The organism is Hymenobacter sp. BT491, from assembly GCF_014349165.1.
GTDB lineage: Bacteria > Bacteroidota > Bacteroidia > Cytophagales > Hymenobacteraceae > Hymenobacter > Hymenobacter jejuensis.
The window spans coordinates 615617-639293 of sequence record NZ_JACSJJ010000001.1 but is presented as its reverse complement, the minus strand read 5'-3'; the positions used below and the strand labels follow the sequence as shown (position 1 = coordinate 639293).

Annotated in this window: 23 protein-coding genes and 1 tRNA gene; 2 read left to right on the top strand and 22 right to left on the bottom strand. The window is 56.2% G+C overall.

Going from position 1 to position 23677, the window contains the following annotated elements; genetic code table 11:
* Nucleotides 1-8 precede the first annotated feature (8 nt).
* Together H9I52_RS02755 and H9I52_RS02750 are read left to right on the top strand one after the other, a co-directional pair.
* Nucleotides 9-90, top strand: a tRNA-Leu gene (locus H9I52_RS02755).
* Nucleotides 91-211: 121 nt separating this feature from the next.
* Nucleotides 212-1495 (top strand): tyrosine-type recombinase/integrase, encoded by a 1284-nt coding sequence (locus tag H9I52_RS02750; RefSeq protein ID WP_187452557.1) that lies wholly within the window; start codon nt 212-214, stop codon nt 1493-1495.
* Nucleotides 1496-1932: 437 nt separating this feature from the next.
* Here H9I52_RS02750 and H9I52_RS02745 read toward each other — a convergent pair whose 3' ends face one another.
* From H9I52_RS02745 to H9I52_RS02640, 22 genes are all read right to left on the bottom strand, one after another.
* Complete coding sequence (locus tag H9I52_RS02745) at nt 1933-2910, bottom strand: restriction endonuclease (protein WP_187452556.1); 978 nt, start codon at nt 2908-2910, stop codon at nt 1933-1935.
* 30 nt (nt 2911-2940) lie between these two features.
* Nucleotides 2941-3510 carry a recombinase family protein gene (locus H9I52_RS02740; protein ID WP_187452555.1) on the bottom strand — a complete coding sequence of 190 codons (570 nt, stop codon included), beginning with the start codon at nt 3508-3510 and terminating at the stop codon, nt 2941-2943.
* A gap of 247 nt (nt 3511-3757) precedes the next feature.
* Nucleotides 3758-4555 (bottom strand): hypothetical protein, encoded by a 798-nt coding sequence (locus tag H9I52_RS02735; RefSeq protein ID WP_222940392.1) that lies wholly within the window; start codon nt 4553-4555, stop codon nt 3758-3760.
* Nucleotides 4556-4692: 137 nt separating this feature from the next.
* The gene (locus H9I52_RS02730) at nt 4693-8058 is read right to left on the bottom strand and encodes a hypothetical protein (RefSeq protein ID WP_187452553.1); all 3366 of its coding nucleotides are present in this window, start codon (nt 8056-8058) and stop codon (nt 4693-4695) included.
* Between the two features lie 10 nt (nt 8059-8068).
* Complete coding sequence (locus tag H9I52_RS02725) at nt 8069-8500, bottom strand: hypothetical protein (RefSeq protein WP_187452552.1); 432 nt, start codon at nt 8498-8500, stop codon at nt 8069-8071.
* Nucleotides 8500-9972 carry a hypothetical protein gene (locus H9I52_RS02720; RefSeq protein WP_187452551.1) on the bottom strand — a complete coding sequence of 491 codons (1473 nt, stop codon included), beginning with the start codon at nt 9970-9972 and terminating at the stop codon, nt 8500-8502. The genes H9I52_RS02725 and H9I52_RS02720 overlap by 1 nt, the downstream gene beginning before the upstream one ends.
* Entirely contained in the window at nt 9969-12005 is a 2037-nt protein-coding gene (locus H9I52_RS02715) for a SprB repeat-containing protein (RefSeq protein WP_187452550.1), read from the bottom strand. Before H9I52_RS02715 ends, H9I52_RS02720 begins: the two co-directional genes overlap by 4 nt.
* Before the next feature lies 1 nt (nt 12006).
* Entirely contained in the window at nt 12007-12549 is a 543-nt protein-coding gene (locus tag H9I52_RS02710) for a hypothetical protein (protein WP_187452549.1), read from the bottom strand.
* 4 nt (nt 12550-12553) lie between these two features.
* The gene (locus tag H9I52_RS02705) at nt 12554-13387 is read right to left on the bottom strand and encodes a hypothetical protein (protein ID WP_187452548.1); all 834 of its coding nucleotides are present in this window, start codon (nt 13385-13387) and stop codon (nt 12554-12556) included.
* Nucleotides 13388-13392: 5 nt separating this feature from the next.
* Nucleotides 13393-13767, bottom strand: coding sequence for a hypothetical protein (locus H9I52_RS02700; RefSeq protein WP_187452547.1), 375 nt, complete (start codon nt 13765-13767; stop codon nt 13393-13395).
* Nucleotides 13768-13954: 187 nt separating this feature from the next.
* On the bottom strand, nt 13955-14986 hold the full coding sequence (locus H9I52_RS02695) for a hypothetical protein (protein ID WP_187452546.1): 1032 nt from the start codon (nt 14984-14986) through the stop codon (nt 13955-13957).
* Nucleotides 14987-15216: 230 nt separating this feature from the next.
* On the bottom strand, nt 15217-15717 hold the full coding sequence (locus H9I52_RS02690) for a lysozyme (protein WP_187452545.1): 501 nt from the start codon (nt 15715-15717) through the stop codon (nt 15217-15219).
* A complete protein-coding gene (locus tag H9I52_RS02685) occupies nt 15714-16238 on the bottom strand; it encodes a phage holin family protein (RefSeq protein ID WP_187452544.1) in 525 nt (174 codons plus the stop codon). Before H9I52_RS02685 ends, H9I52_RS02690 begins: the two co-directional genes overlap by 4 nt.
* 13 nt (nt 16239-16251) lie before the next feature.
* Nucleotides 16252-17265, bottom strand: coding sequence for a DUF6712 family protein (locus H9I52_RS02680; protein WP_187452543.1), 1014 nt, complete (start codon nt 17263-17265; stop codon nt 16252-16254).
* Nucleotides 17266-17434: 169 nt separating this feature from the next.
* Nucleotides 17435-18769: a hypothetical protein gene (locus H9I52_RS02675; RefSeq protein WP_187452542.1), complete on the bottom strand. Its 1335-nt coding sequence runs from the start codon at nt 18767-18769 to the stop codon at nt 17435-17437.
* The gene (locus tag H9I52_RS02670) at nt 18769-19134 is read right to left on the bottom strand and encodes a hypothetical protein (RefSeq protein ID WP_187452541.1); all 366 of its coding nucleotides are present in this window, start codon (nt 19132-19134) and stop codon (nt 18769-18771) included. Before H9I52_RS02670 ends, H9I52_RS02675 begins: the two co-directional genes overlap by 1 nt.
* Before the next feature lie 346 nt (nt 19135-19480).
* Nucleotides 19481-21151 carry a hypothetical protein gene (locus H9I52_RS02665; RefSeq protein ID WP_187452540.1) on the bottom strand — a complete coding sequence of 557 codons (1671 nt, stop codon included), beginning with the start codon at nt 21149-21151 and terminating at the stop codon, nt 19481-19483.
* Nucleotides 21148-21780 (bottom strand): hypothetical protein, encoded by a 633-nt coding sequence (locus tag H9I52_RS02660; protein WP_187452539.1) that lies wholly within the window; start codon nt 21778-21780, stop codon nt 21148-21150. The genes H9I52_RS02665 and H9I52_RS02660 overlap by 4 nt, the downstream gene beginning before the upstream one ends.
* Nucleotides 21773-22444 (bottom strand): hypothetical protein, encoded by a 672-nt coding sequence (locus tag H9I52_RS02655; protein ID WP_187452538.1) that lies wholly within the window; start codon nt 22442-22444, stop codon nt 21773-21775. The genes H9I52_RS02660 and H9I52_RS02655 overlap by 8 nt, the downstream gene beginning before the upstream one ends.
* Before the next feature lie 51 nt (nt 22445-22495).
* Complete coding sequence (locus H9I52_RS02650; protein ID WP_187452537.1) at nt 22496-22711, bottom strand: hypothetical protein; 216 nt, start codon at nt 22709-22711, stop codon at nt 22496-22498.
* A gap of 106 nt (nt 22712-22817) precedes the next feature.
* Nucleotides 22818-23390, bottom strand: coding sequence for a hypothetical protein (locus tag H9I52_RS02645; protein WP_187452536.1), 573 nt, complete (start codon nt 23388-23390; stop codon nt 22818-22820).
* 1 nt (nt 23391) lies between these two features.
* A complete protein-coding gene (locus H9I52_RS02640; RefSeq protein ID WP_187452535.1) occupies nt 23392-23676 on the bottom strand; it encodes a hypothetical protein in 285 nt (94 codons plus the stop codon).
* Nucleotide 23677 lies beyond the last annotated feature (1 nt).

Genomic DNA, 23677 nt, shown 5'->3' with positions numbered 1-23677 from the left:
CGAAATGAGCCCAGATGGCGGAATCGGTAGACGCGTTGGTCTCAAACACCAATACCGCAAGGTGTGCCGGTTCGACCCCGGCTCTGGGTACTCAGTAAGCGCAACATGCGCTCTAAGCCGAAAAAGCGGCCTTTCCAAGCAATTGGAGGGGCCGCTTTTTCGGCTTTTGGCATATGGGCGCTTAGCAACTGCTTAGCAAAGAAATTTTCCGATGAATTACTCTGCCAACATCAAGCTTCGCCGCCCCGCCCGCCAGGACGGCACCTGTCAGGTTCTGCTCCTGGTCGTGATTCGCCGCAAGCCCCACCCGCTGGGGCTGGGCATTGCCTGGTGGCCCGAATTATTTGATGAAGAAAAAGGGCTGTGCCTGACTTCGCAGCCCAAAAAGGACCGCAAGCCGACTTATGAGCACGTGCTGAGCACCGCCATCGCGTGGGCAGGCGGCACCGCCGAGCAGCTGGAGGCGAAAGCCCAGGACTGCAACCTGATCATCGGCAAGGCCCGCAGCAAGGCCAACGACGTGTTTGTGAACTTCCGCCTGACCGAACAGCCCATCACCAGCGACGCGTTTTTGTTGGACTACTACACCGAGGCCAGCAAAAAAGACTTTGTGGCCTACATGGAAGCCAAGATTTCGGAGCGCTACCGCAAGGGCAAGGGCCACCGCGAAGGCATCAGCGACAACACGCGGAAGAACCACACCAGCACGCTCAACTGCCTCAAGAAATTCCGCGCGAGCATTCCCTTCTACAGCATCAGCCCCAAACTCATCGACGACTTCCACGCCTACCTGCTCAAGCACGTGAAGGCTATCAACACGCGCTGGACGCGGCACAAGGATGTGAAAACGTACCTGGCCCTGGCCAAAAAGGAGCGCATTCGCTTCGAAGACCCTTATGTGGATTTCGACAACAAAGCCGAGCAAGGCACCTGGAAGCCACTGAAATCAGCCGAGCTGATGAAGCTGAAGGTGTACTACACGCAGCTGTCGATCGGCACGGCCCGCCGGCGCATCCTCCAACGGTTTTTGTTTAGTTGCTGCTCCAGCCTGCGGTTAGGCGATTTGAAGAACCTGCACGCGGCCAAGCTCAATGGCCAGGAGCTCACGTTTCAGATTCAGAAAACCTACGACGACAAGCTCCAGGACATGATGCTGCCCTTGACCAAGGAGGCGCTGAGCTACTTGGAGGACTCACGGCGGGAAGAAGGATTGAGCGGTTTTTTCGCCTACACGGACCAATACTCCAACCGCACGCTGAAGGCCATTGCCCAGGAATTGGAAATCGAAACGGACCTGCACCACCACGTAGGCCGCGAGACATTTGCCACCGAATTCATCCGACGGGGAGGCAAGGTCGAAGTGCTGCAGAAGCTGATGGACCACGAAAAGATCGAGACCACCATGAAGTACGTGCACGTTGACGACGACATGAAACGCGAGGCCATCCGGATGCTCGATGAATTAAATGAACCACCCATGGCGGTGGTAGCCTAAATAAAAAAGCCCTGCTATATAGAATAGCAGGGCTTTTTTATGGGAAAGGTTTTATAAGTCGTTAGCCCATCCAGATCCACCGGCTTTTGCCATGCTTCACGCGGCGTGGGCCACTATTACCTGAATACCGCACCGGGGCATAACCGAAACTTGGAGCTTGCCGAAATTCGACCCGTTGTGTAGTCGTCGGTGTCGACTGCTTTTCCGGTGCTTTCGTCGACGAAGACTTAACCTGTGCCGTTTGGCCTTCCTGCATAGGAGCAGTCGAAGATTCGGATCGATCTGATCCAGCTGCTCCAGACAACAGCAGCGTAGCGGCGGCAAGGCTAGTAAGTAAAGTGCGCTTCATAATAAAAGAAGTGAGGTTTGGGATCGTTTGATCGTTGAAGGACCCAAACCTCATCTCTTATTAAGATGAATCGAAGGACAGAAAAAAGCTAGGGCCTGTCTAGATATCCAGCTTTTAAATTAATCATCACTCCGTTCTTTCCATCTTCAGTAAAATTGTCATAAGCAAGTTGCAACGACCTGCCGAACCATTTAAAATTCATATCAAGAAACACACTGTTTTGTGGCATTTGCCATTTATGCGGCGATACTACTAGCCTATTTACATCGGGAGAAGCGACATAATACCCGCCTAATTTTATCACCTTCTGAATATATGCCATTGTGGACGATGAAGAAATATCAGAATTTCTAAAATACATGGGCTTATCTAAATAAATCTCTTCTTTAACTAATTCAGCTTGTACCACCTGGCACATAACCCGATTTAGCTCAAAGCCTTTAATGAAAACTGGATTTTTAGGACTTATATAAAATGTGTGATTGACAGATTTATTACCTGAAGATTGTAAATACTGCCTTATCTCTTCTGCGCTTTTTTTTAAGAGGTTAACTGCATCCGTAAAAAAGGTCCCGTCACGTACAAGCTCTTGTATATCCTCATCCGAAACAGCATGAGCGGCTTCTTCTGAAGGAAACAAAGCAATGTTAAAGCTTTTGAATGTGATGTACTCTCTAGTGAGAGAGATTGCTTTACCCCACGAGTTTAAATCTTCTTCCTCAAGGTTAAGTGTATCTCTGAGTTCGATACCAAACCGCTTTGCTTTTTTAATCGCTCCTTCCGTAAACCCAGAAGAGGACACGCCAATGATATTTTGTATACCAAGACTCATCTTTCTGCCGTACAGCTCTTCTATCCATTTCACGTCCTGTTTGCTCTTGTGTATCCTGCACTCTACATGCGTGACATAATTACCGTTTTTGATAGATATATCTATTTGTCGTTGCTGTTTAACATTATCAGGATCAATCATCCTATCGTTCCACGTTATTTCGCTGTTACTATCAGCTAGAATCCGGTGTATTTCGGATATCTGTTGTTCAAATTCATCTGAGGACGCACTCATAAAAGCGGATTAGTAAAAAAAGATTACGTTTTATAAGGTTTCTGTTGAAGATGTTAATTGTCGTTTGTAGCGCTTCACCGTACTTTCACTAATCCCAGTCACTTCGACAATCTGATGCACGGAGAGGCCAGCGGCTAACGAGGTCTTTACCTTCTTCAGCTTTTCCTCGTCAACGCCCGGCTTGCGCCCCATGTGCTTGCCCTGTGCCTTCGCTAGCTCAATGCCTGCTTGCCGCCGTTCACCGTTGCTCTCCCGCTCAAATTCCGCCAACGCGGCAAACACAGTCAGCACCATGCGGCCAGCGGGCGTGTCGGTATCGATGCCTAAGTCCAAGGCCACGAAGCGAATGCCTTGGCGGCTGAAGTCGGCAATCAGCTGAATGATGTGCGCGGTATTTCTGCCGAGGCGCGAAAGCCGGTTTACTGTTACCGAGTCGCCGGACCGTAGCATGGCCAGCATCTTATCCAATTCGGGGCGGCTGGTGCTGGCACCTGATATCTTCTCCTGGAAAATGCGGTCGGCACCGGCGGCCGTCAACTCCCTAAGCTGAGTATCGAGGTTCTGATCTTTCGCTGATACGCGGGCGTAGCCAAAATTCATAAAGCAGGTCAAAAAGGTTGGTCCAGAAAGTTACGACTTCCTTTTTACGTGGCCCTACTTTTTGGCCCCACCATTCGGAAATAAGTAGGCCCCTTCCGAACCAGGTTCAGAAGGGGCCGGATAGGTACACCTTTTTGGCCCCGCCGTTAAGTACCAGCCTAGCCGATCCGGATTTAAAAGCTACTCGCCAAACAGGCTCTCCTTGTCTTCGCCCTTCCTAAGGGCATACCCACAAGGATTGTTGGCCTTATTCTCCCATATATTCTATCAACGACCTTTCAGGGGCAAAGAGCACCCCACCAAAACTTGGGCCTGAGTCCGTTGATAATATACAGGACGTTGTATCAAGAAAGAATGACTCTGTTTGAACCGATGTCGCCACCTTCCCAAAGGCATCGCGAGACTTCTCTAATGCAAGGTTTGTAGCCTCCAACAGATTTTGCTTCCACAAAGTGATGGAGCTTATACCAGTGAGCACCTGCCTTATGTATTTATAGATAGCTTCACCATAGTGTATTGCAGCTTGTCGGTCAGGAATAAACCCTTGATGCACCACAACATTCCTAAAGTTCACTGGCTCCCGCTTACCCAGACTAAGACCGTGCGTATCTAAAAACGCTTTGTCCAATGAGGACATGGGCTTGCCTAAGCATTTAAAAAACAGAAAGTTAACAGCTCCTATCTGACGTTCAGATTGATTTACCATTGATTTCCATACCCGTTGAAACCCTTCTGGATCAGCTTTCCTTTCTGTTATAGTTAGAGCGGTAATTAAGTATTCATAGAACCTCTCAAGTGAAGCTGCAAAACTGGTTACAGCTTCTCTGTAGTAACCATCTTTTAGAGCGAGGATACCCGACTCAAATAGCCATTCGCATTTGGGATTCCGCAAAATGATCAAGCTTTCGTGGCCCTGCGAGCAAGTGAGTGCATAGACATTATCGTCTTGCAAAGGGACTTTAATGTGATTAGGAGAATACCCGGCAGAAGGATTTTTGGTCATTCGTTCTAGTGTGCATACAGGGCAAGCAATCGCTAGTTTCATAAACGTGAATTTTAAACTTTGCTAAAGGTAACGTCCGAAATGACTCGACCCAATGGCCTGGAAAATGTGATTTTCGAGGCCATTGGGTCGAGTACAGAATGAGATTACCAACCAACTTCAATCGGCTGGGCTTAAAGCTATCTGATGCCGCCGCTCTTCTGGGTTTGGTCAATGACTTCTAAGCCACGCTTCACCGTAAACAAATCGTTGTGCACTTCCAGATTGCGCTGCCAGTCCTCCACTCCTTCCAGCCTACTATCCAAGTTGCCCAGTACCCGAACCATTTGGCTGAGCAGGTCTGGTATGGAGTTGTCCGCGCTCGACGCGCCGTTGGCTGCCGAGTAGCCGGCAACGGTAGCGCCACCGGCGGCGAACGCATTGCCCTTGCTGGCAATCTGCGCTTCCAAGAAACCCATCAAGTCGGCTTGCTTCGGATCAGCATACATCCAGTTGGGAATCACCAACTCGGGACCCGCTTCGCCGATCAGGCCGATGGTGGCTTTGCCCACTGGCCCGCCACCCACGAAACTGCCACTGGGCGCCTGGCTTCCGCCGCTGGCTCCGCTGAGCAGGCTCAGCATCTGCCGGCCGTCAATGATATTCTTGGCCTGTCCGGTGTTGCCACCTTCCTTGAACGCCGCCACCTTGATGCCGGCGGCGACGGCCCGCACGATGGACATGCCGTTTTGAATGGCCAGCTGGGTGGCCACCAGTGCCGCGCCACCGGGTACCGCATTCAGTGGGTTACGGGCGGCATTGAGCGAGTTGGCCTGCAATTCGGCCTGCAGGCCAATGCCGATTTCAGCCAATTCCGCGGCTTTACGCACCGCCTTGAACACCTGGTAGGCGGCTGACTTCTTATTTAAGTTGTCTTCCACCAACGCCAGGCCTTCGGCTAACAACTGAGCCCCAAGCTTTTGCGTGTTCATGTCGAACGTGCGCAGTTCCTGCTTCTGCTCCTTCTCTTTTTTGATGCGGGCCGCCTCATTGGCCAGAATCTGGTTGCTAATGCGCTTGTATTCAGCGCTTTCCTCGCCTTTCATCTGCTTGACGAGGGCCAACTGATTGGCCAACGCCACTTGTTTCAGGTTGAACAAGGCATCCTGATACTGCTGCTCAGCCATCAGCCCGTTGGCAAAGGCCAGTTCGATCTGGGCCGCTTGCGCTTCCTCATCGGCCTGCTCCTGCTCGACCTGCTTTTGCAGCTCCTCTTCCTTCAGCTTGTCAGCCTCCTCTTTTTGCTTGAGTCGCACGGCTGCGATTTTCTCCTGGCGTTGCTGCTCCAGCAATTCCCACTGGGCCATGATCTGCTCGTCGTCGCCTTGCAGAGCGGCCATTTTGCGGTTGGTCTGCAGGTTGATTTCCTGTATTTCCCGCTCATGCTTGTCCTTAATCGAGGCCACCTGCAAATCTTCAATGGAATGCTGCAGGGCCAGCTCTTTCTTAGAGGCTTCTTCCGCTGCTTTTTCGAGCTTTTTGTGGTTCTCTTCGCGCTCTTTCGCCTGCTTTTTATTGAATTCGCGCTCTAAATCCTGCATTTTATCAAGTGCCTCGGCCCGAATGACGCGCTTGTCGTTTTCGGTTTTCTTGCCATCCTCCACTTCGATTTTGGCCTGTACGCTGATCAGCTGCTGTTTCAGCTTCATTTCTTGCCGCGAGCCGTCTTCTACTTGCGCCAAACGCACTTTCAAATTGGCTTCCTCCGTTTTCAGCCCTTCCAGATGGGCTTTTGCCTCGGCTTCCGCCCGGGCTTTGGCCGCGGCTTCTGCTTTTTTGCGGGCGGCTTCTGCCTCGGCTTTGGCATCTGCTGGCCGCCCCGCGCGCGCCGCTGCTTCGCTGGCCATACGCGCATCGTAGCCTTGGTTAAAGGCCGCGGCTGCGTTACGGCCGGCATCGACGTAGATTGTTTTGATCGAGCCGCCAATGCTGGCCAGTCCCTGCTTGATCTTTTCCGGATTGAGGGTAAAAATGCCCACCAACAGGTCGCCTAGTCCGGTAAGCTGTTGCACAACCCCGTTTTTCAGGGTGGTTACCAACGCCATAAACCCGCTGCCCAAACCCGCTACGACGGCGCGTACCTTCTCGCTTTTGTCGTAGAGGGCCACAAATACGCCGATCAGCAGCGTGGCCACTGCGATCACGGCGCCAATCGGGTTAGCCGCCAGCGCCAAGTTCAGCCCGCGCTGGGCCATTTCCCATGCTTTAGTGGAAACGGTTACGGCCGTATCCCAAACGACCTTTCCCTTGGCAACGGCTGCATTGTAGAGCAGCAAAGCATTGCTCTGCACCATCGACGCATTGAACGTGAGCACGGCTCCCGCCAGGGCAATGATCACACCCCGGTTTTCCGACAGGAAACCAGGCAACGCCTTCAGCACGCCCAGTAAGAACCCAATGGTGCTGAAAACGGCTACGAAGGCCGGCCGTAATACTTGGCCATAAGTAATGGCCACCTGATCGGCCGTATCACCCAGGTTGCTTTGCTGGCCGGCCAGCGTTTCGCTGATGGCGGCCGTGCTGCCCATGACGCCGTTGAGTTCGCCAAACGACAGCAGGGCCGCGTTGATGGCTTCGGGCGTGTTGGCCACCACTTGCTGGGTGCCCTTAAACGAGAGCGTTACCTGGTCACCGGACTTGGAGGCCTGGACGCCAAATTCTTTTAAGCGTTCGAATTCGCCAGTGCCGGCATCGAGCACAGCTTCCGTGAGCTGCTCAAAGCTTTTGCCCTGGGAAGCTGCCAAATCGGCCAGCTTGCTCATGTCGGCCATGCTGGGGTTCAGGCCGCGGTTTACAAATTTGATGAAGGAGGCAGTTAATTCGTCGACCGAAAACGGCGTTTGGGCTGCCATGGTCTGGATGTCGTGCAGCGCCAATTGGGCCGCCGATTCGCTCCCCAGGGCGGTTTTTAGCACCGCCGCGTACGTTTCGAACTTGGCAGTAGTGTTGTAAATCTCGGACCCGATAGCCTTGATTCCTTCCACCGCCGCTTCCGCCGTCAAGGCCACCCCTACCACGGCCATCGCCTGCTTGAGCGCGCTGGTTTTCTGGGTGGCGTTGCCCATCTCGTTCGTGACTTCTTCCAACCGGCCCTTCACCTGCTGCAAGTCCTTCGACTTGGTGATGAACTCTTGGGTGCCCGGCGTCAAATCCTTGATGTCCTTCTCCAGCTGCTTGGCCGCCGCGTCCATTTCGTTGTAGGTAGCCGACACTTTCTTGCCGTTCACCACAATGCGCAGCGCTTCTGCGTTGGACTCGGCCTGCTCAGCCGCCAGTTCCTCGGTAGTTTTCACCAGGGTGCGGGCCGCTACGTTCGCTTCGCGCAAGCGCACCGTCATTTCGGCATAATCCCGCTGCAGCTTCTCGCGCCGTGGGTCGTCCTGGCTCATCTTATCGAGCTGGGCCTTCATGACGGCCGCAGCAGCGCCCATCTCCTTGATGGAAGACGTGGCCTGCTGCCCTTTAATGATTATCTCAACTTCCCGTTTATCCTTATCGGTAGCCATCGGACTTTACTTATAAGTTAATTTCCACTGTACCTGGCACGGCATCCTGTGCCATGGCAATCATTGTATCGCCGTAGAATTCGCTGAGCAGCGTGCTCAGGCGCATGGTTTGCCGGCCCATTTCCTTGCTGTACCACTGGCGTTTTTTGCGGGAATAGCGGTAGAGCTGGCCTTTGGCATCCCGAATTTTGGTGTAGGCGCTGTTGCTTTTGCGCACGCCGGCGCCCATGCCCCGCCCTACTCCCATGTCGGCAAATTTGCCGTAGAGGGCATAGGCGATGCTCAGCCGCTCCACGTCGCCATCGGCCGCGGCCACCAACTGCCCCTTGATGCTATCCAGCAGTTCGTCGGTGTCCCGCACCTTTTGCTTGATCACCTGCTCCCGCAAGTTGGAAAGCGTGATTTCCAACCATCTTTCGACGGTCATTTTCTGCGTGGCCATCAGTGCGCAGTCTGGTGATAAGTGAAGCGGGCTGTGCCCACCGTAACGTCACCCCCCAATTGCACCGAAATGCGTTCCCAGAGGAAGTGAAGCTCTTCTACCCGGTCCTTACGCGCCGGGTCAAGGGCCAGAAATTCGGCCAACGTGAGCGGTACTTCCCGCTCTTCCTGGCGGGCGTTGGTGCGGAACGCCAACCAGTCCTTGTGCCAGGTTTCGTACAGCCCGTTGGGGCCATCCCATTGCAGCGAATAGGTGCCCACCGGCTGGCCCTGACAGTTCTCGGTACCGGACGTGCCAAACGGATATAACGTGCCGCTGGCATCCGGCTGCAGCCCCCGGTAAAACAGAAAGCGCAGCTGGCCCAGCGTGTTGTTTTCCATGCCCAGATCAGCCCGGGGCGAATAGCCCTGCTGCTCGGCCATGGGTACCAGCCACTCGCGCCCACTCTGCACTTCGCGCACCATGCGCAGCGTGTCGGCTTGGGGCCGAATCACTTCCATACCGTTGCCGAGGCGTACTTCCGGCCAGGTGAAGTTTTTGAGCAATTCGTCGCCGCTGTCGGCGGTATAGCCCAGCGTAAAGCCATCCGTATCGGGGGCTACGTCGCGCCAACCAGCCCGGGCTTGCCGATCTTGGTAGGTAAAATCCCGGATCACCTCCTTCAGCGGCCGGATTTCCACCACTTTGCGCACCGGATTGAAGAGGTAGCCCAGGCAGAAGGTTTGCTGCAGCACAATCAACAAATCGGCCACGCGCACGTCCGGCAACAAGGAGGCCAGCGCGAATTCAGCCACGTTACCCAGCCCGGTGGCGGCATCCAGGGAGCGGGTTGAGTAGAGCACCAACTGCTGGATTTCGGGATCTTCCACCCAGCTGCCTTGCACGGCGTAGCCAAACGCCGCAAACAGGTAGCGCAGCAGCGGAACCACTTTCGGGAAAGGCGTGAACGTGTAAAAAAGCTCCTGCGTGTTCAGCGGGAACTCGGTACCGCTCCAGTAATTGACTACGTTCAGGTAGTCCTTGGCCTTTTCCTTATCATAAAAAGCTGTATTGCGCACCGGAAACAGCACGTAATCAGCCGTTTCCGGCACCATTTGCACCGGCACGGTAGGCAGCGCTACCTGGGGCAGCGTCACGCCTTCGATGCGCGTGGCCAGCGCATCGGCATCGGCTTCGAACTGGTACTGGTATTCCCCTTTGGCGCTGTCGTAGTCTTTATAGCGCAGCAGGCCGCGCCGCCAGAGGCTGCCCCCCAAATAGCAATCGGCTTCCACCGGTGCCACCGGCCCTACCTGCCGAGCACGCAGGGCCGGGAACCGCAGCAGCCGGCGGTTGAGGGGCGTATCATGAAACGGCGTGGGGTACGACGTGACGCCCGGGACCGCATCCGTTTCAAACAACGGGCTGCGTATTTCCAGCCCCAGCGTGGCGTTGTAGTCCAGCCACTCTTCCTGTACACGAAAGCCGATCATGGTTGTGGGGCAATGAGAATGCTGGAGGTGGGCACCGTCAACCGGGGCGAATAGTGGCGCTGGCGGGGCAGCTCGAAATCGAAGCTTAACACCAGGCGCGTTTCGTCCTCCTCGAGCGGCGAATAGGTTTTGTCTTTCACGGTCCCGGCCTGCAGGCGATCGGTATCGAAGAGCACCACCCGGGGCGAAAGCATAAAGTCCTGATCGGCCAGTGTTTGCGCTTTGGAACGGGCGCTAGTGCTGACTTTGAGCGTCGGCAAGCCGGTTTTGCGATCAATTTCCACATCGCCCTCGGCCGCATCGTAGCCGGCAATGCGAGGGCGGGCCGAGCTGGTTGTTTTGGTAGCAACCTGCAGCTCCGCCCGCCCGAAGGTGGCCAGCGTGTTCACGCCCCCCAGGCTGTTCACGTACCAGAAAAAGCGCGGCGTGTGGTGGTAGCGCCGGTCAAGCTTGTAGGTGCGCACCTCGCTCACTGGCCCGTCGTTCTGATCGGAAACCCAGGCCTCCCAGCGGACCACGTGCTTGGCACTGGTTTCCAGGTTGCCGAGTTGCAACGCATCAAACCCAAACGGCACAATGTACACTTCGTAGCGCTGCACCGTGGGCCAGCCATCTTGGGCAAAGCTCGTATTCGTGCCGTCCTGGAAGTACACTTTCACCCAGCGCTTGATGGCCGTCGTGGTGTAGCTGTTCACCATGAAATACAGGTATTCCGGCTGGTTGCGCAGCACGGATTTGTGGCCGGGCTCCCAGGTCAAAAAGGGCTTTACGCGCTCGAAATAGCCGTTGAACCAGGTACCCCGGCTGGCTTCCTCGAAGCTCAAACCGCCGTACACCAGGTAGCTCATCTCCGTGGTTACGGTGCTGTCGGCCAGCCCCGAAGTAGTGCGCTCGCGGTAACGCAGGTAAAAGCGCTTGAAGTTGTTAGTCGCTGGCTGCACCTCGTCGCGGTACTGGCTATCGAGCGAGGGCAACGTGGGCTCCACGAAAGGCTCCAGCAATTCCTGCACTTCAAACACGGTGCGACCGTCCCGATCGGCGGGCTGCTCTTGCGCCTGGCCAGCCAGCGCGAACTCGCCGCTCAGGTACTCGCGCTCGACGAATACTTCCACCACAAAGCTCAATTCTGGCTTTGTGGTAGGGTCGTTGCGGTAATCGTCGCCTGCATCCAGGGCCAGCACAATCGGGTCGTGCGAGAAATAAAAGCGGCTGGGTGCGATGGCCGTGGTCAGTTCGGCCCCACAGCCCAGGCTGTCATAGACTTTGCAGGAGTACTCGCCCGGGGGCAGTTGCTTGCGCTCGGCTGTCGTCGCGCCGTCGCTCCACAAAAAGGTATAGGGCGCCACGCCCCCACGCGGCACCAACGTGATGTCGTCACCGGCCTTGTGGACTTCCAGCACGATTTGGCTGTTCTGGCCCACTGGAATGTCTACCGTGGTGCTGGCTCCGCTGGCGTCCGTCACCGTCACGGTGTAGGTGCGGGCTGGCAGATTTAGGCGGTCTTTTGTAGTGACGCCATCGGCCCACTGGTAGGTGTAGTCGCCGGTGGTGCCGTTGGTGGCCAGCAGCGAAATGCTGGCGGTGGCACTGCCGAAGCAGCGGGCCAGCGTAACCAGCGGCGTGACGATCACGGGCCGAATCTGAGTCAGCCGGGCCAGCTCTGAATAGCGCACGTTTAGGGCTGAGCTTGTTACCGGCTGAAATTCCAGCGCCGTATCGTAGCGCGCGGCCGTGATCGTGACGCGGCCAATGTCGGAGCCACTCAGGTAATCGGCCGTCAGGGTGTAGTCCATCGACTTGCCCAGAACCTCCAGCCGCTCTTGGATGGCGTTCATCAGGTACACGGCGTTGGCGTACCGGATGCCTGGCAGATCGTAGCGCGTCTGAATGTAGAACTCTTCCGGATCAGCGGGGAAAAGCTGCCCAGAGGCCACAAACCGCTGGTAGCTACCGGATAACCAAATTGAAATTTCGTCGCCTACCGCGGGCGTGATGCAGCCGATTTCGAGGCGGGCGTACCGTTCTCCTGCCATGTTAGTCGAGGTTAAAAGCGTCGGAATTGAAAGCCAGCGCCTGGGTGGCCGGCTGGGTAAACTTGAAGCTGAATTGGCTGCCGTAGTGGTTGTCGGCCACCGGCCCGATCGAGTCCAGCAGCATGTTGCTGCGGTCAATCATGCGGCCTTGCCGGCGGGCTTCGGGACTGCGAAAGGCCTTCAGCACGAAGCCCATCACGTCGTGGGCCACGCGCTCGGTGCGGTCGAGTACTTCGTCTCGGTCCTCGTCGTTGCTGCGCTTCACCTTCTCCAGAATGATGAAGGAGCCGTGCCGGTGGGTCAGCGTTCGCTCGTCGCCGGCGTCTTCGTAATCAGCTTCGTAGCTGACGGCAATCAGCGTCAGCCCGGGCTTGAGGGAGGTTTTCAGTTTGTTGAAAAAGCCGCTCCAGCCGACTGCTTTCTGCACCGGATCGGCGCTGAGCACCAACTTGACGAAGTGGCAGTCCTTCTCGGTATGCCGGATTTCTTTGTGTCGGGTGGCCGCCTCTTTGAACAGGGCGGTGTATTCGAGGTTGGCAAACATGGCGTTAGGAAGCTTGGTGGGCCGCTTTGGCCCGGTCGTAGTTCTCGAGCACGCGCTGCATTTCGCGCATGACGTTGTGCAGGCTTTGGCCCGCAGTGGCTTCGACGCGGTGCACGCCGTCGGCCAAGTTGTGCAAGACAGCTTCCCAGCCGCTGAGGGCCGCTTTTTGGTTGGTGTCGCCTTCGAACACGCGCTGGTAGCGCCGCTCCAGTTCCCGCCGGCAACCTTGGTAATAGAGCAGCACGGCCAGCTTCACATAGTGCGGTACGCGGGCCATGTAGCCAGCCCGGGCATCGAGCAGGTGTTCGTTGAAGTCTTCACGCCTGTCGCCGCCGTAGCTGGCAGCGTGGGGCCGGTAGTCTTCGCGCTGGGGCCGGTAGAGCACGGCCACCAACTTGTTCAGCCATGCTTCCTCGTTGGTCTGCAGGTAGCGCAGAAAGAACGTGTCGGCGAAGATGAACTCGGCAAACGTGAGGTTGCGAAACGAATCCCGCGGGCCATAGAGGTGCGGGGTGCGGCTGCGCACGCCAGCCCAGAGCTGAGCCCAGCTGCACGTAGGCAATCGGGGCAGCAGTTGGTCCGTGAGCGGCCGGCCTTTGGTCGGGTCCAGCAAGAAGGTGGCCAGCGGCTTTAGGTCCACGAACTGCACCACGTTGATGCGGTTCATCACCCGGTTGGGCACCGCAAAAAGGATTCGGAGCAGGGCTTTGTACCGAGGGCCTGGCGTGTCAAAGGCTAGGCCATAGACCTGGCACACTTGCAGCAACTGCGGCCCTGTCAGCTCGTTCCAGGTCTGGGCCACCTTGCGGCGCCGGCGGCCAATTTCTACGTCGACCATGGGTCTTACTTCTGCAATTGGCCCATCACGCCGCGCTGCGTCCGCTCCCGCACGCGCTTCTCCAGTGCTTCCAGCGCCATGTCAATGCCGGCAATAAACTGGGCATGATCCTCGGAAGGGAACACCTCGTTCAGTTTTTCGTGCCGGTCTTTTAGCAGAAGCAGCAGTTGCTCCGTTTGCACACCGGGTTGCCAGGTGCCGTCTTCGTTGCGCTTCACGAAGGGAATGGAGACCAGCTCAGCACCGTAGACCGCGCCATCTTGGTAGCCCACCATGGGCTGCACGTAGTAGTTGTGGGCTCCCTTAAATTTTGAGTCTGTTGCGACGCATAAAATGGTCTTTTGCTCGCTAGGGAAAACGGATTCGTTGAGCGCGTTCATAGGGGCTGATTGTTGAATACAGCCCGAAATTCCTTTGGCAATTGCCGGCGGCAAAGGACATAAAAAAGCCCTACCCGTCCGGATCGAGTGAGGCTTTTGGCAACGCGGCGGTTTGTTTTATCTGCCCAGAAGTGAAGTTCGGTTGAAGCAGCTACCCCTCGCGGCGTTGTGACCAGCAGGCTTTCGCCTAATGATTCATGTGCAGGCGGTACGCCCGGGCTTGACGCCGGCGTTGCTGGCGCTGGATGCGACGTAAGGCCTTGCGGTACACCCGCTTGTATTTAGCAGGCTCGTCGCGCACGACGGGAATCATGCGGCCGGGCTGTGCGGCGGCTAGCGTTTGCGCCTTTGCCGGCGCGCTGAGCAGGCAAAGGGCCAGGCACAACGTCGGAAACCAGAACGGAAGCAGCGCTTTGCGCTTCCAGATCAACAGCGCCACCAAGGCCACTACCAGCAGCCAGACGTAGGGTATGCCGCTTTTTTCGGTGCTCGCCTGAGCAGAGCTACCCTCCCCTGTTGCGGCTGCGCCACCCTTCTGGCCGGCTTTGGTGTTGTCGATCGCGGAGCTGGTGCCGGTGGCCACTGGCGCATGGGCCTTCTTGGCATCCGTCACGCTGGCCTGATCCGTGGCCAGCGTGCTGTTCTTCATCTTAGCCGGCGCGTAGTAGTTGTTGATCGTGGTGCGGCTCTTGTCCTTCTGCTTGCCGCTGAAGATCGAGGCGACAGTACCACCCAACGATCGCGCAAAGCTGGGGCGCTTGAACCGCACGTCTGGCGCTGGCAAACCATCGATAGCTGCCGTTGGCACCACTCCCTTCAACGGTTCCACGCCTGAGCGACTCGTCTGGCAGCTGGTAAGCAGCACTGCCACCAAGGCCATAGCCACCAGCGTGCGCCACAGGCCGCTGAAGAACTCTACTGACAAATGCAGTGTATCTGCACAAAGGCGCAGAAGAAGGTCAAGCAAAGCACTTTCTCCAACTGAAAAAACGGGGTCTGCTTTTGCGATGTTCACCACCGGATCAAAAAGCACAATGCGCACAGCCAAGGCAATTAAATAGCCGTGCAAGTCAGTACCACAGACTGCAATGCTCAGGAGTGCGTAGAGCGTGGGCAGCAGAACATGCAGGTCTAGGTTGACACTTTTCTGTTCCGAGGTTGGGACATACAATCGGTTTCGCAACGTCTGACGGCCCTGTACAAAAGCGTCAATCAGCACGAACAGTACGAGTAATAAGTACTGCAGCCTCACTTTGTATAACGATCTAATAGTGAGCCACCTACAGGCAGGACTATCGCTACAGCCAATGCAATCGGGTAGCTGGTAGCTTCCGTTGGGCCATAATTAGGGCTTTGGGCCGCTACAGCCCAGCATATGGCAATCAGAACGACTACCACTGCGAAAAACGTGTAGAAGAATTTGTTCATAATAAACTGGTTATCAGTTGCTTATTTTGTAAAAAAGAGGTCGGCTTCCTGTTTGCGACGGATCACCAAGCCTGGTGCCACCTGCTTTTCGCCCGGCTCGTCGATGTGGCCATCCTTGTCATCGTCCTTGCCGTTGCGGGTGCCATCCATCTTGCACCAGGCCACCCAAGCCGACCGGATGCTGGCTTCTTCCGCCCGGGCACGAATCAGCTTCACCAGCGTCGAGCCCGCGAAACCCGCCGTACCGATGTTGTAGCACAGGCACACACAAGCATCAAACTGGTTTTGGGTGAGCACCATCGGCAACGCTTTGCTTACAGCCTGCTCGTATTGCACTACGTCGCGCTGCAGCAACGCCGTGGCTTCAGGCTCGGTGATGAAGGCCGTGCGCAGGTGCGCTTCGTTCGCGCCGATCACGTGGCCATAGCCAATCGTGGGCTTGTTGGCGGGGCAGTAGTACATCTTGCCCCGGTAGAGCTCCTTGATTTTGATCAGCTGCAATCCTTTCGCACTGGTTTTCATGACGTTATACCTTCTTGAATAGGTGAGGAAATAGAAGTGGGTAGCTCAGCAGAAGGGTCCGCAGCAGCTGGAGCGGCCGGCTGCGCGAGTTGGCCGGTTTCTTCCCAGTCGGCCAGGCGCTTGCGCAGGAAGGGCGGGAAAGGCAAGCCTTTGAAGCCCAGGCCCCGCAGGTTCTCGTCGATGGATTTCACCTCGGCCCAGAGCACGGCCAGGTACATCACGGCCTTGAAGTGGGGCACCAGCATCACCAGAATGGAATTCTTCTGGCCGTCGACGGTGAACTCACAGAGCACGTGCACCATGATCAGCACGGCGCCGTACTGGATGAACTTCTCGAACATGCCCCGGAACTGGCGGCTGTGGTGGCGGTGCTGCTTCAGGCTGAGCCACACGCCTAGGGCCGTATCGACGACGAAGACCACCAGCAGGTAACCGATGAAATTCCAATCGGCAAACACGTACTTCTGAAAGGCCAGGGCGCCCATTTGGAGCAGCCCGGCAAGCTGGATAAGTAAATACACGGTAACGGTAGCGTTAAAAGGCACCGTAAACCGGCGCGGTGGAATCGTTCAGGTAGGATTCTTCACTCAGCGGCGTCTGATAGGCTGAGGAACCGAAATAAGTAGCGTAGCGGGTCGCAGAAGCGGTTTCGTTCAGGTGCTTGCGCAGCCGACGCAGGTAGCGTTCGCCGTCGTCGAGGGCCTGTTCCTGCTTCAGTTCGAGCAGTTTCTGCAGGCCCGGGTCGGATTCTTTCGCGTTCGAATTGTCCGGGCGGTAGACGTTAAGCTCCAGCGCGTTGCCATTCAAACTGAAGCCCAGTTCGCCGATCGCTTGCGCCATCGTCAGGTGGGCCAGAGCCGGCTGCAAGTACTTCGCTACCAGCGCCTTGTTTTCAGGCGTGAGCGTTTCGTCCACCAGTTGCTCTTTCAGCTCGTCGAAGAAATCCGTGCCGATGGCGGGCTCCAGTGCGAACGCTTCGGTTTTGCGCACCAGCGACACCAGTGCCCGGTAAGTCAGGCCCGCGTTGTTGATGCTGTAGTACTCGGTGAACTGCGAAGCAGAAGACAAAAACAGCTCCCGGTGCTTGCGGGCGGCTTCCGACGACGCCCACGTAGCAAACTCCGTTTCGTGGGCCTGCAGGAAGGCCAGCGCCTTTTCCAGCCCGTTGAAGCCCTTGCGGCTGAAGCTTACCTTCAGGTCGTTTATCTGCCACTGGAAAGCCGTTTTCTGCGTGCTATCGCTGATGATCTGCACGCCCGAACCGCTGATTTGCACCTGGGCCATGTCCAGGTAGCTGAGCATAGTCAGGTTGGCCAGTGCCGAATGCAGCAGTTGCAGCAGCCGATTGGCGGGCTCATTTAGCGTTGCAATCCCCTCCTCTATTTGCTCGACTAGTTCCTGATAAAACGCATCCCCCAACAACGGGCGAATGTGCTCATCCTCCATCAGCAATAAGTCAGGCAACACGGCCTTGTAAGTATCCTCGTCAGCTTGGCTATTAAACGTGACGTGGGCAATGAACTGCTCGATGTTCTGAATTAAAGCCATGCCTGAAGGGGTTGGCGCAACGACTGGGTGCGCTGTTTGAGAAGAGTAAAGCGTGCGACAAGGGCCGCTCGTAGCGGATCGTTGGGTGCTATGTTATTTAGCTCCGTTGTAACGTTTCTAAGTTCCTTAGCAAGCTGTTTAGCAGTGAAATGGGTCTCGTCAGGCATCGCTAAGCAGTTTCTTGTTGGGTTTGCTTGCCCTTATCCAGTGTCATGATCAGCGGCTGCTTGAAGCGGAAATGAATGTTGGAGGGCCAACCGTTGTAGTCCCGGATGAAGTGCAGGGGCTCCAGCACCAAATCCTGCTCGAAAGTGGACGTGCTGATGAAGTTGTTGAAGGCCACGCGGGCATCGGAGCCGCTGCCCGCACCCATGTTCTTACCGGGTTGAATGCCCATCAGCGTGGGCGCCACCCCGCCGGCGGTGAACACGTGGCTGGCCGACTCCTGGGAGTCTTCGTTGAGGAACCCTTCGCGGCTGGCCTTGTCGAGCGCTGTGACTTTGAACGCCGGCACGTCTTTGCCGTCGCTGTCCTTCACCATCGTGGTCATCAGCGCTTTGCCGGCGCCGTTAGCGCCACTCATCACCTCGCCAAAATTCTTCAGCTCGGCCTTCATCAGGCGGCGCTGCTCATCCTCGGTCTTGTCTTCCCAATCCTTGTATTTCCACTGCCAGTAGGCCGGGTGAATTTCGATGAGCCACTCGATCGAGAGGATTTGCCCCAGCAGCTTAGCCTTGAATTCAACAACGGCCTTGCCGATGCCCAACCAACCGGAACGACGCACCGAATTCCAGCTAGCCAGCTGATATTCAGACTTGTCGGGCGACGGAAAGCTAATCGGATAGATGTACTTAAAGCCGTCCGTGCGCTCCCGAAGGGCTTCTACAGCATCGTAGTACGGGTCCAGAACCGGCACCGTGGTCGTGTACTCGTCGTCCCAGCGGCCGCCGTTGGCCCAGTTGGCGTTGATGAACACTTTGCGCTTGAAATCCAATGGGCCTTTGGCCTTGGCATAGCGCGTATCGCAGCATTCCTGCTCGGAAATGCCCACGATTTTGGCCCGGTTACGGGACAAAATCAGCTCCGGAAAGCCGTTTGAAAACCAGGATACGTCCTGCAACGCTTCCATCGCATACCGATTGATCAGCGTGCGGTTCAGAAAAGCGTCGATTTCGGTGTTGCGCACCCGCTTGAACACCTCTTCGCCGTTGTCGTCGAAGTCCAGCGTGCCGTACACTAGGCCGCCGCCGTACCAGGCCTTGGCTTTCCAGTTGAGCATGGTGGCCAGCGACGTGTTCGATTCGGCATCCTTCACCACGTTTTGCGGAAACAGGTTGTCGTCACCCCAAAAGGCGACATCTGCGTTGCCGCCCTGTTCCTTTTTGATGGGCGTGGTAGAGTTCACGCCGGCTTCCTGGCCCGCCCCGGTGCCGGTGCGCACGACGGCGCCGATGCCGCTTAAATACCCAAAGGATAGGTCACTACTTACAAAAGCATCAACCATTAGATAATCACTTTTTTACCGTTGTAGCTCAGGATCAAATAGATATGCACCTTGGCGTAGCGGCCGTTAATCGTGCTCACCAGGTTGCGCGTCATGTTGTCGGAATGGTTGGGGTCGCGGGTGATCTTTCCCGGCTGACTGTGTTCACTACTCGCCTCGGCCACCGGCGACCCCTTCCGTTCCACTCCTGAAGCCGTTTCCTTCCCCTCATTCCGGCCGCTGAGCAGCACAGAAGGCAGTTCCACGATTTCCCCGCCCTGCTGTTTCCCTTCGTTCAGCTTCACAAACCGCAGCGCAAACGGCTCTTTCGCGGCCTGCATTTCGGCCAGCGCTTGCTTCAGTGGTAGGAGTGGTTGACCTGACATAACACTGCGAAACTCCCACCCTCGCGGCCCCGGGCAAAGGACAGAAAAAAGCCTGCTGAGGGGCGGCAATCGGGCTTTTGAAAACCCGTCTCACGCCATTGTGGCCCTACGCGCTGGAATCGCCGTTTTTGCCCCGAAAACAGAAAATTCCGTCTCATTTTCTGCCAAAAGACCCCAGCTTGCACTATCGCGTTTTGGCAATTGCCACTGGCAAAAAAGGGATATATGAATGGGGTTTGGACAAACAAAAACCGCGTTACCATGCAGGAAACGCGGTTTTTAAGTTGTTTTGAATGGCAATTATGCACGTGAACACCTGGCCAAGCCAAGCTTGCCTAGGCTAGCCCTACCCTACCTCCATAATGAAGCCGGTGAAGTCAGCTGCGGGCTTGAGCGTGGTGTCGTCGATGCTGAGCAAGTGCAGGTCTACCGTATCGGTGAAGTGAGGAGCTTCCTCAGCAGGTACACTGGATAGCTGTTCCGGCTTCTTGTTCTTCTCGATACCTCGCGGCCCCTCCTTGATCTCGGTGAGCTGCATGGCCAGCAGCACCTCCTTGCAGTGGTGCTTGTTGAAGCGAATCTTCGGGTTGCGCGGGTCCAGCTCCGCGAGCAGCTCATGGGCCAACAGGTAACGGGCATGGTGGCCAGGCGTGCGCCCTAGCTTGATCACCTTCACCTTCCAACCTGCTTCTCGCAGCATCCGTGCAAACATCTGGTTGTACGTCTCGTCGCTGTTGGGCACGCGGCTATTGCCATACTCGGCATCCTCAATGAAGTCTGCCTTCTTGTTGTAGTGGTAAGCATAGTACTCCGTGAACTTGGCCGCCAGGTGGCGAATCAGCTCTGGGTGCTTGACGTACAGGCCCTTCAGAAAACGGTATTCCCGCTGCTTGGCATGTATCTGAGCTATTGTGATAAACGAGGCTTTGCCCCAGTCCGGGGCAATTCGCAAGGGCAAGGTGGGGTCACAGTCTGCATCCTGCCTACTATCGGGCTTATCGCCTAACCGCTGTAACTTCTTGAGGTTGAATGCCAAGCCATCAACGGCACCCTGCAGATAGTCGTTGTTGAACGCCTCATACGCGTGCTTGCTGGTATCGAGCGTGGGGTAAAAGCCCGCCTCGACCGCAAACGGCCGCTGGTTGAGCAATTCCACCCGAAACGTGAAATCGGTCAGTACCCGGCGCTGCTGCTCCAGGTACCGGATGCCCACGTTGTGCAGGTTTTCGAAGGCATTGGCCTCCGAATACAGCTGGCCTTCCGCATCTACGTAATAGCGCAGTTCTGTGGTAAGCTTCTGAATATCAACCCAGATAGCCCGCCGCGCCTCTCGGTCCTTCGTATCGATGTACTTGATTTGCAGCTTAATCAGCTCCCGGGTGAGCAACTCGTAATCCTTGCCCGATTCCTGGTAGTGTTTGCTGCCCTCCAGCAGCCATTTGCCCTGGTTGCCATACGGCATTGAGCTAAAATGAAAAATACCGTGGTGCAGGCGGTTATCGGCCCATACCTGGCGTTCGTTGCCGCGGTTGGCCGGAACGACTTCATCATCAAACTTTTCCTTGTTCAACGTCAGGCTTTCGTCGGCAATAATGCCGTCCAGGTTCAAGCCCCGGGCACTGCCCCCACCTCCATCGAGCGAAATCAGGTGAAAACAGGCCCCAGTGTAGAAACACATGCAGTGCTTCCAGTTCAGCGGCGGCTCAAACGGCAATATCCAGCCCGCCGGCGGCTTTACGCCAATGACGTAGTGAATGCCCTGGATATAGCCGATGCGCTCCAAGCTGGCAATCGTCGAGGGCAGCGTGCGCGTCAGAATCTGCTGGTAGGTTTGCCCGCACAAGCCCCAGGCGCTGCGAGGCAGCTGCTGCACCACCAGGTGCATGAGCCAGGCAATCAACGACGACTTGCCGGTGGCACGGCCCCAGATGCTGATGGCAGCCGTCATCAGCGTCACGATGAAGCGTAGCTGGGGCCGGTTGAATTTGAGCGCCTTAACGTTGATTTCTGCGCTCATTTCTTGCGTTTTCCTTTCCGCTCGGCCTTATCGAGCATTTGCTCCATTTCATCGACCGGAATGGTCATGTTTTCCACCGCATCAATCACCTCGGAGTATTCCGCTTCGGGCAAGTCTTCGATTTTCTCGGCGTTGAACTGGATGGTTTTGCCGGCGGCGCTTTCGAGCTGAATGAGGTAGGTGTGCGCCTGAATCGCTTCGCCGTCGAAGGTGTTGTCCTCCAAATTGAGGCCTTCGAACGTGGTCATATTCTTCAAAATGGCGGCATAAGCCCGCATGTCGCCTAACGCCAGGCAGTGGTCGAGCCCTTTGAGCGAATATTCCCACAACAATTTGCGTTTCACGTCCTTGGACGTTTTCACCACGTCGCCGAATACCTGCAAGGCATCGCGCACGATGCGATAGGCCGTGGCTCGGCTGCAGTCGTAGGTGGCCTGGATCATTTCGGCCGCCGATTGCGCCGATTTGCGCTGCACCATGTGGTGCCAGGCCTCGTCGATGCGGTTGCGGTGCTTCAGCTCCTGGGGCGTAAGCTGCTGCTCGACCTCTTCACTCAGGTACGAGAAATAGATGCGGTCAAAGGCCGTTTCCAGCACTTTGGGCACTTGCAGGGCGTCTTTCTTAGCCACGTGCGCCCTCCTCTCCTTTCAGCACCTCGATACGGGCCGTAAGTGCTTTTTCCTGCTCCTGAGCACGTGCCAGATCAGCCGCCCGGGCGGGCTTTTTCTTCCACTTGCTGATGTTGCACCGCAGATTGGCTCGGAGGTCTTTCAATTCGGCCAGAGTGCCAGTATTCACGTCGAAAACCGGCGCTGTGGGTTCAGGATTGGGCATACACCCATGTTCCTTGACGTAAGCGACCGTTTTCCAGTGTTCGTTGATGCCGCGCGAAAGGCCCTGAATGTCCAGCGCAAATGACAACCGGGTGGACTCGTCTACATGCTCCAGTTGCGCGTGCAGGTAGCGGCGCTTATCGTACAGGGCCTGCACGTGCTCTTTAAGCACCACCAGCAATTCAGCTCCCTTTTCAGGTTGAACAGGTTCGCTTTGCAACGAATTCGTTGCGTTTGGGCTGGGTTCGGGCGCTGGAGTAGGTGGCTGAGGCAACACGACGGCCGTTGCCACGCCGGCTTTGGCCAGCTTGCCCAGCTCATAGGCCAGCGCCTCGCAGTTGTAGGAATTGGGGCCACTGCTGAGCGTGCGCTTCAGGATGGCATTGGGGCCGAGCGCTTCGTAAATGCACCGGCCGGCTTCGTAATCGCGCTCCGAATGGAGCCATTGTTGGGGCGTCATACCCCGAAATTCCGCCGGCAATTGCCGGGGCCAAAGGACAGGAAAAAGCCCCTACAGGCGGTCCGAGTGCGGATAGGTTAGCGACCGCATGCACGCATCGAGTTCCTGCAGTTCATCGAGCGTCAGAGCTGTGTCCACGCCCGCCAACCAGTAGTCTAAGTCGTGCCGACTGATTTTCGTCGCGCGTCCAACCGCATCCAAATTCAATAACGAAGCCCGCGATTGGAGGTAATCGCGCAACACCGCCGGTTCTAGAATCCAGTTCATTTCCGCCATGCCCAAAACTACGCAAAAAAGGCCCTGGCATCGCCAGGGCCTTTTAGCCGGTAGTAGCCGACTAAGTGCCAACTACCACGTCTTATCTGCTCTAAAGTTACGCCAGGAACACCAATACTTGTTCCACGGCACCTACCATTACTTTACCAGTAAAGCGCGGAGCGGGGCCGCTCCATACGCTTTGGAGGGTATACGTGCGGCCTTTGGCGTCCGAAGTTTTCTCACCGGTGCCGCCTGGAGCGCTCACGAACTTGGCGGGATAGCCCGGGTGACCGAGCAGGTATACCTCACCATCCAAATCGGCAAACAGGATGTAGAAGGAGCCGTTCTTCACGAAACGAGCAAAACCTTCTGCCGTGGCCTTGTTGCCGGGGTGGAACAGCTTGATCGAATTCTTGAAGCTGATGCCGTCCATTTCGCCCTGGGCGTCGCTGGTAGCGCCGCCTTTTTCCAGCGTGGTGTAGAAGGCAAACGGCTTCTTATCTGCTTTCATCACGATGTTGCCGGCCACGATAGCCAGATCTTCGAGCTTAGTTGCGCCGTCCAGTTTGGGCAACGCAGGGAACGTCTCTACATCGGACTTGCGGATGAAATAAACCGTCTGCTGAATACCAGCGGTATTATCCTGGCCGTCTTCCCAGGTGATATCTTCTAAAACTAAATCGGGCACGTTAGATGGCGAATTGAAGGTTGGTAAATGTTAGCTCCACGTCTTTCGCGAGCGTTGGCACTTGCTCAGTAGTTGGGCCTTCGAAGCGCTTATACTCCGTCACCACGTTGCTGAGGATTTTGGTTTTAGCGACTTCGGAAACGACAAGTTGGGGCCCTTTTTCGCCGGCTTTCACCAGCACATTGGCTTTGCCTTTCTCGGAGCCGCCCGGGTTGGTTACCACACCGCTGGCGTGGAACGTGCCCTTCTCTTTCGACTCAGAGGTAATTTTTACGGTTAGTGGCATG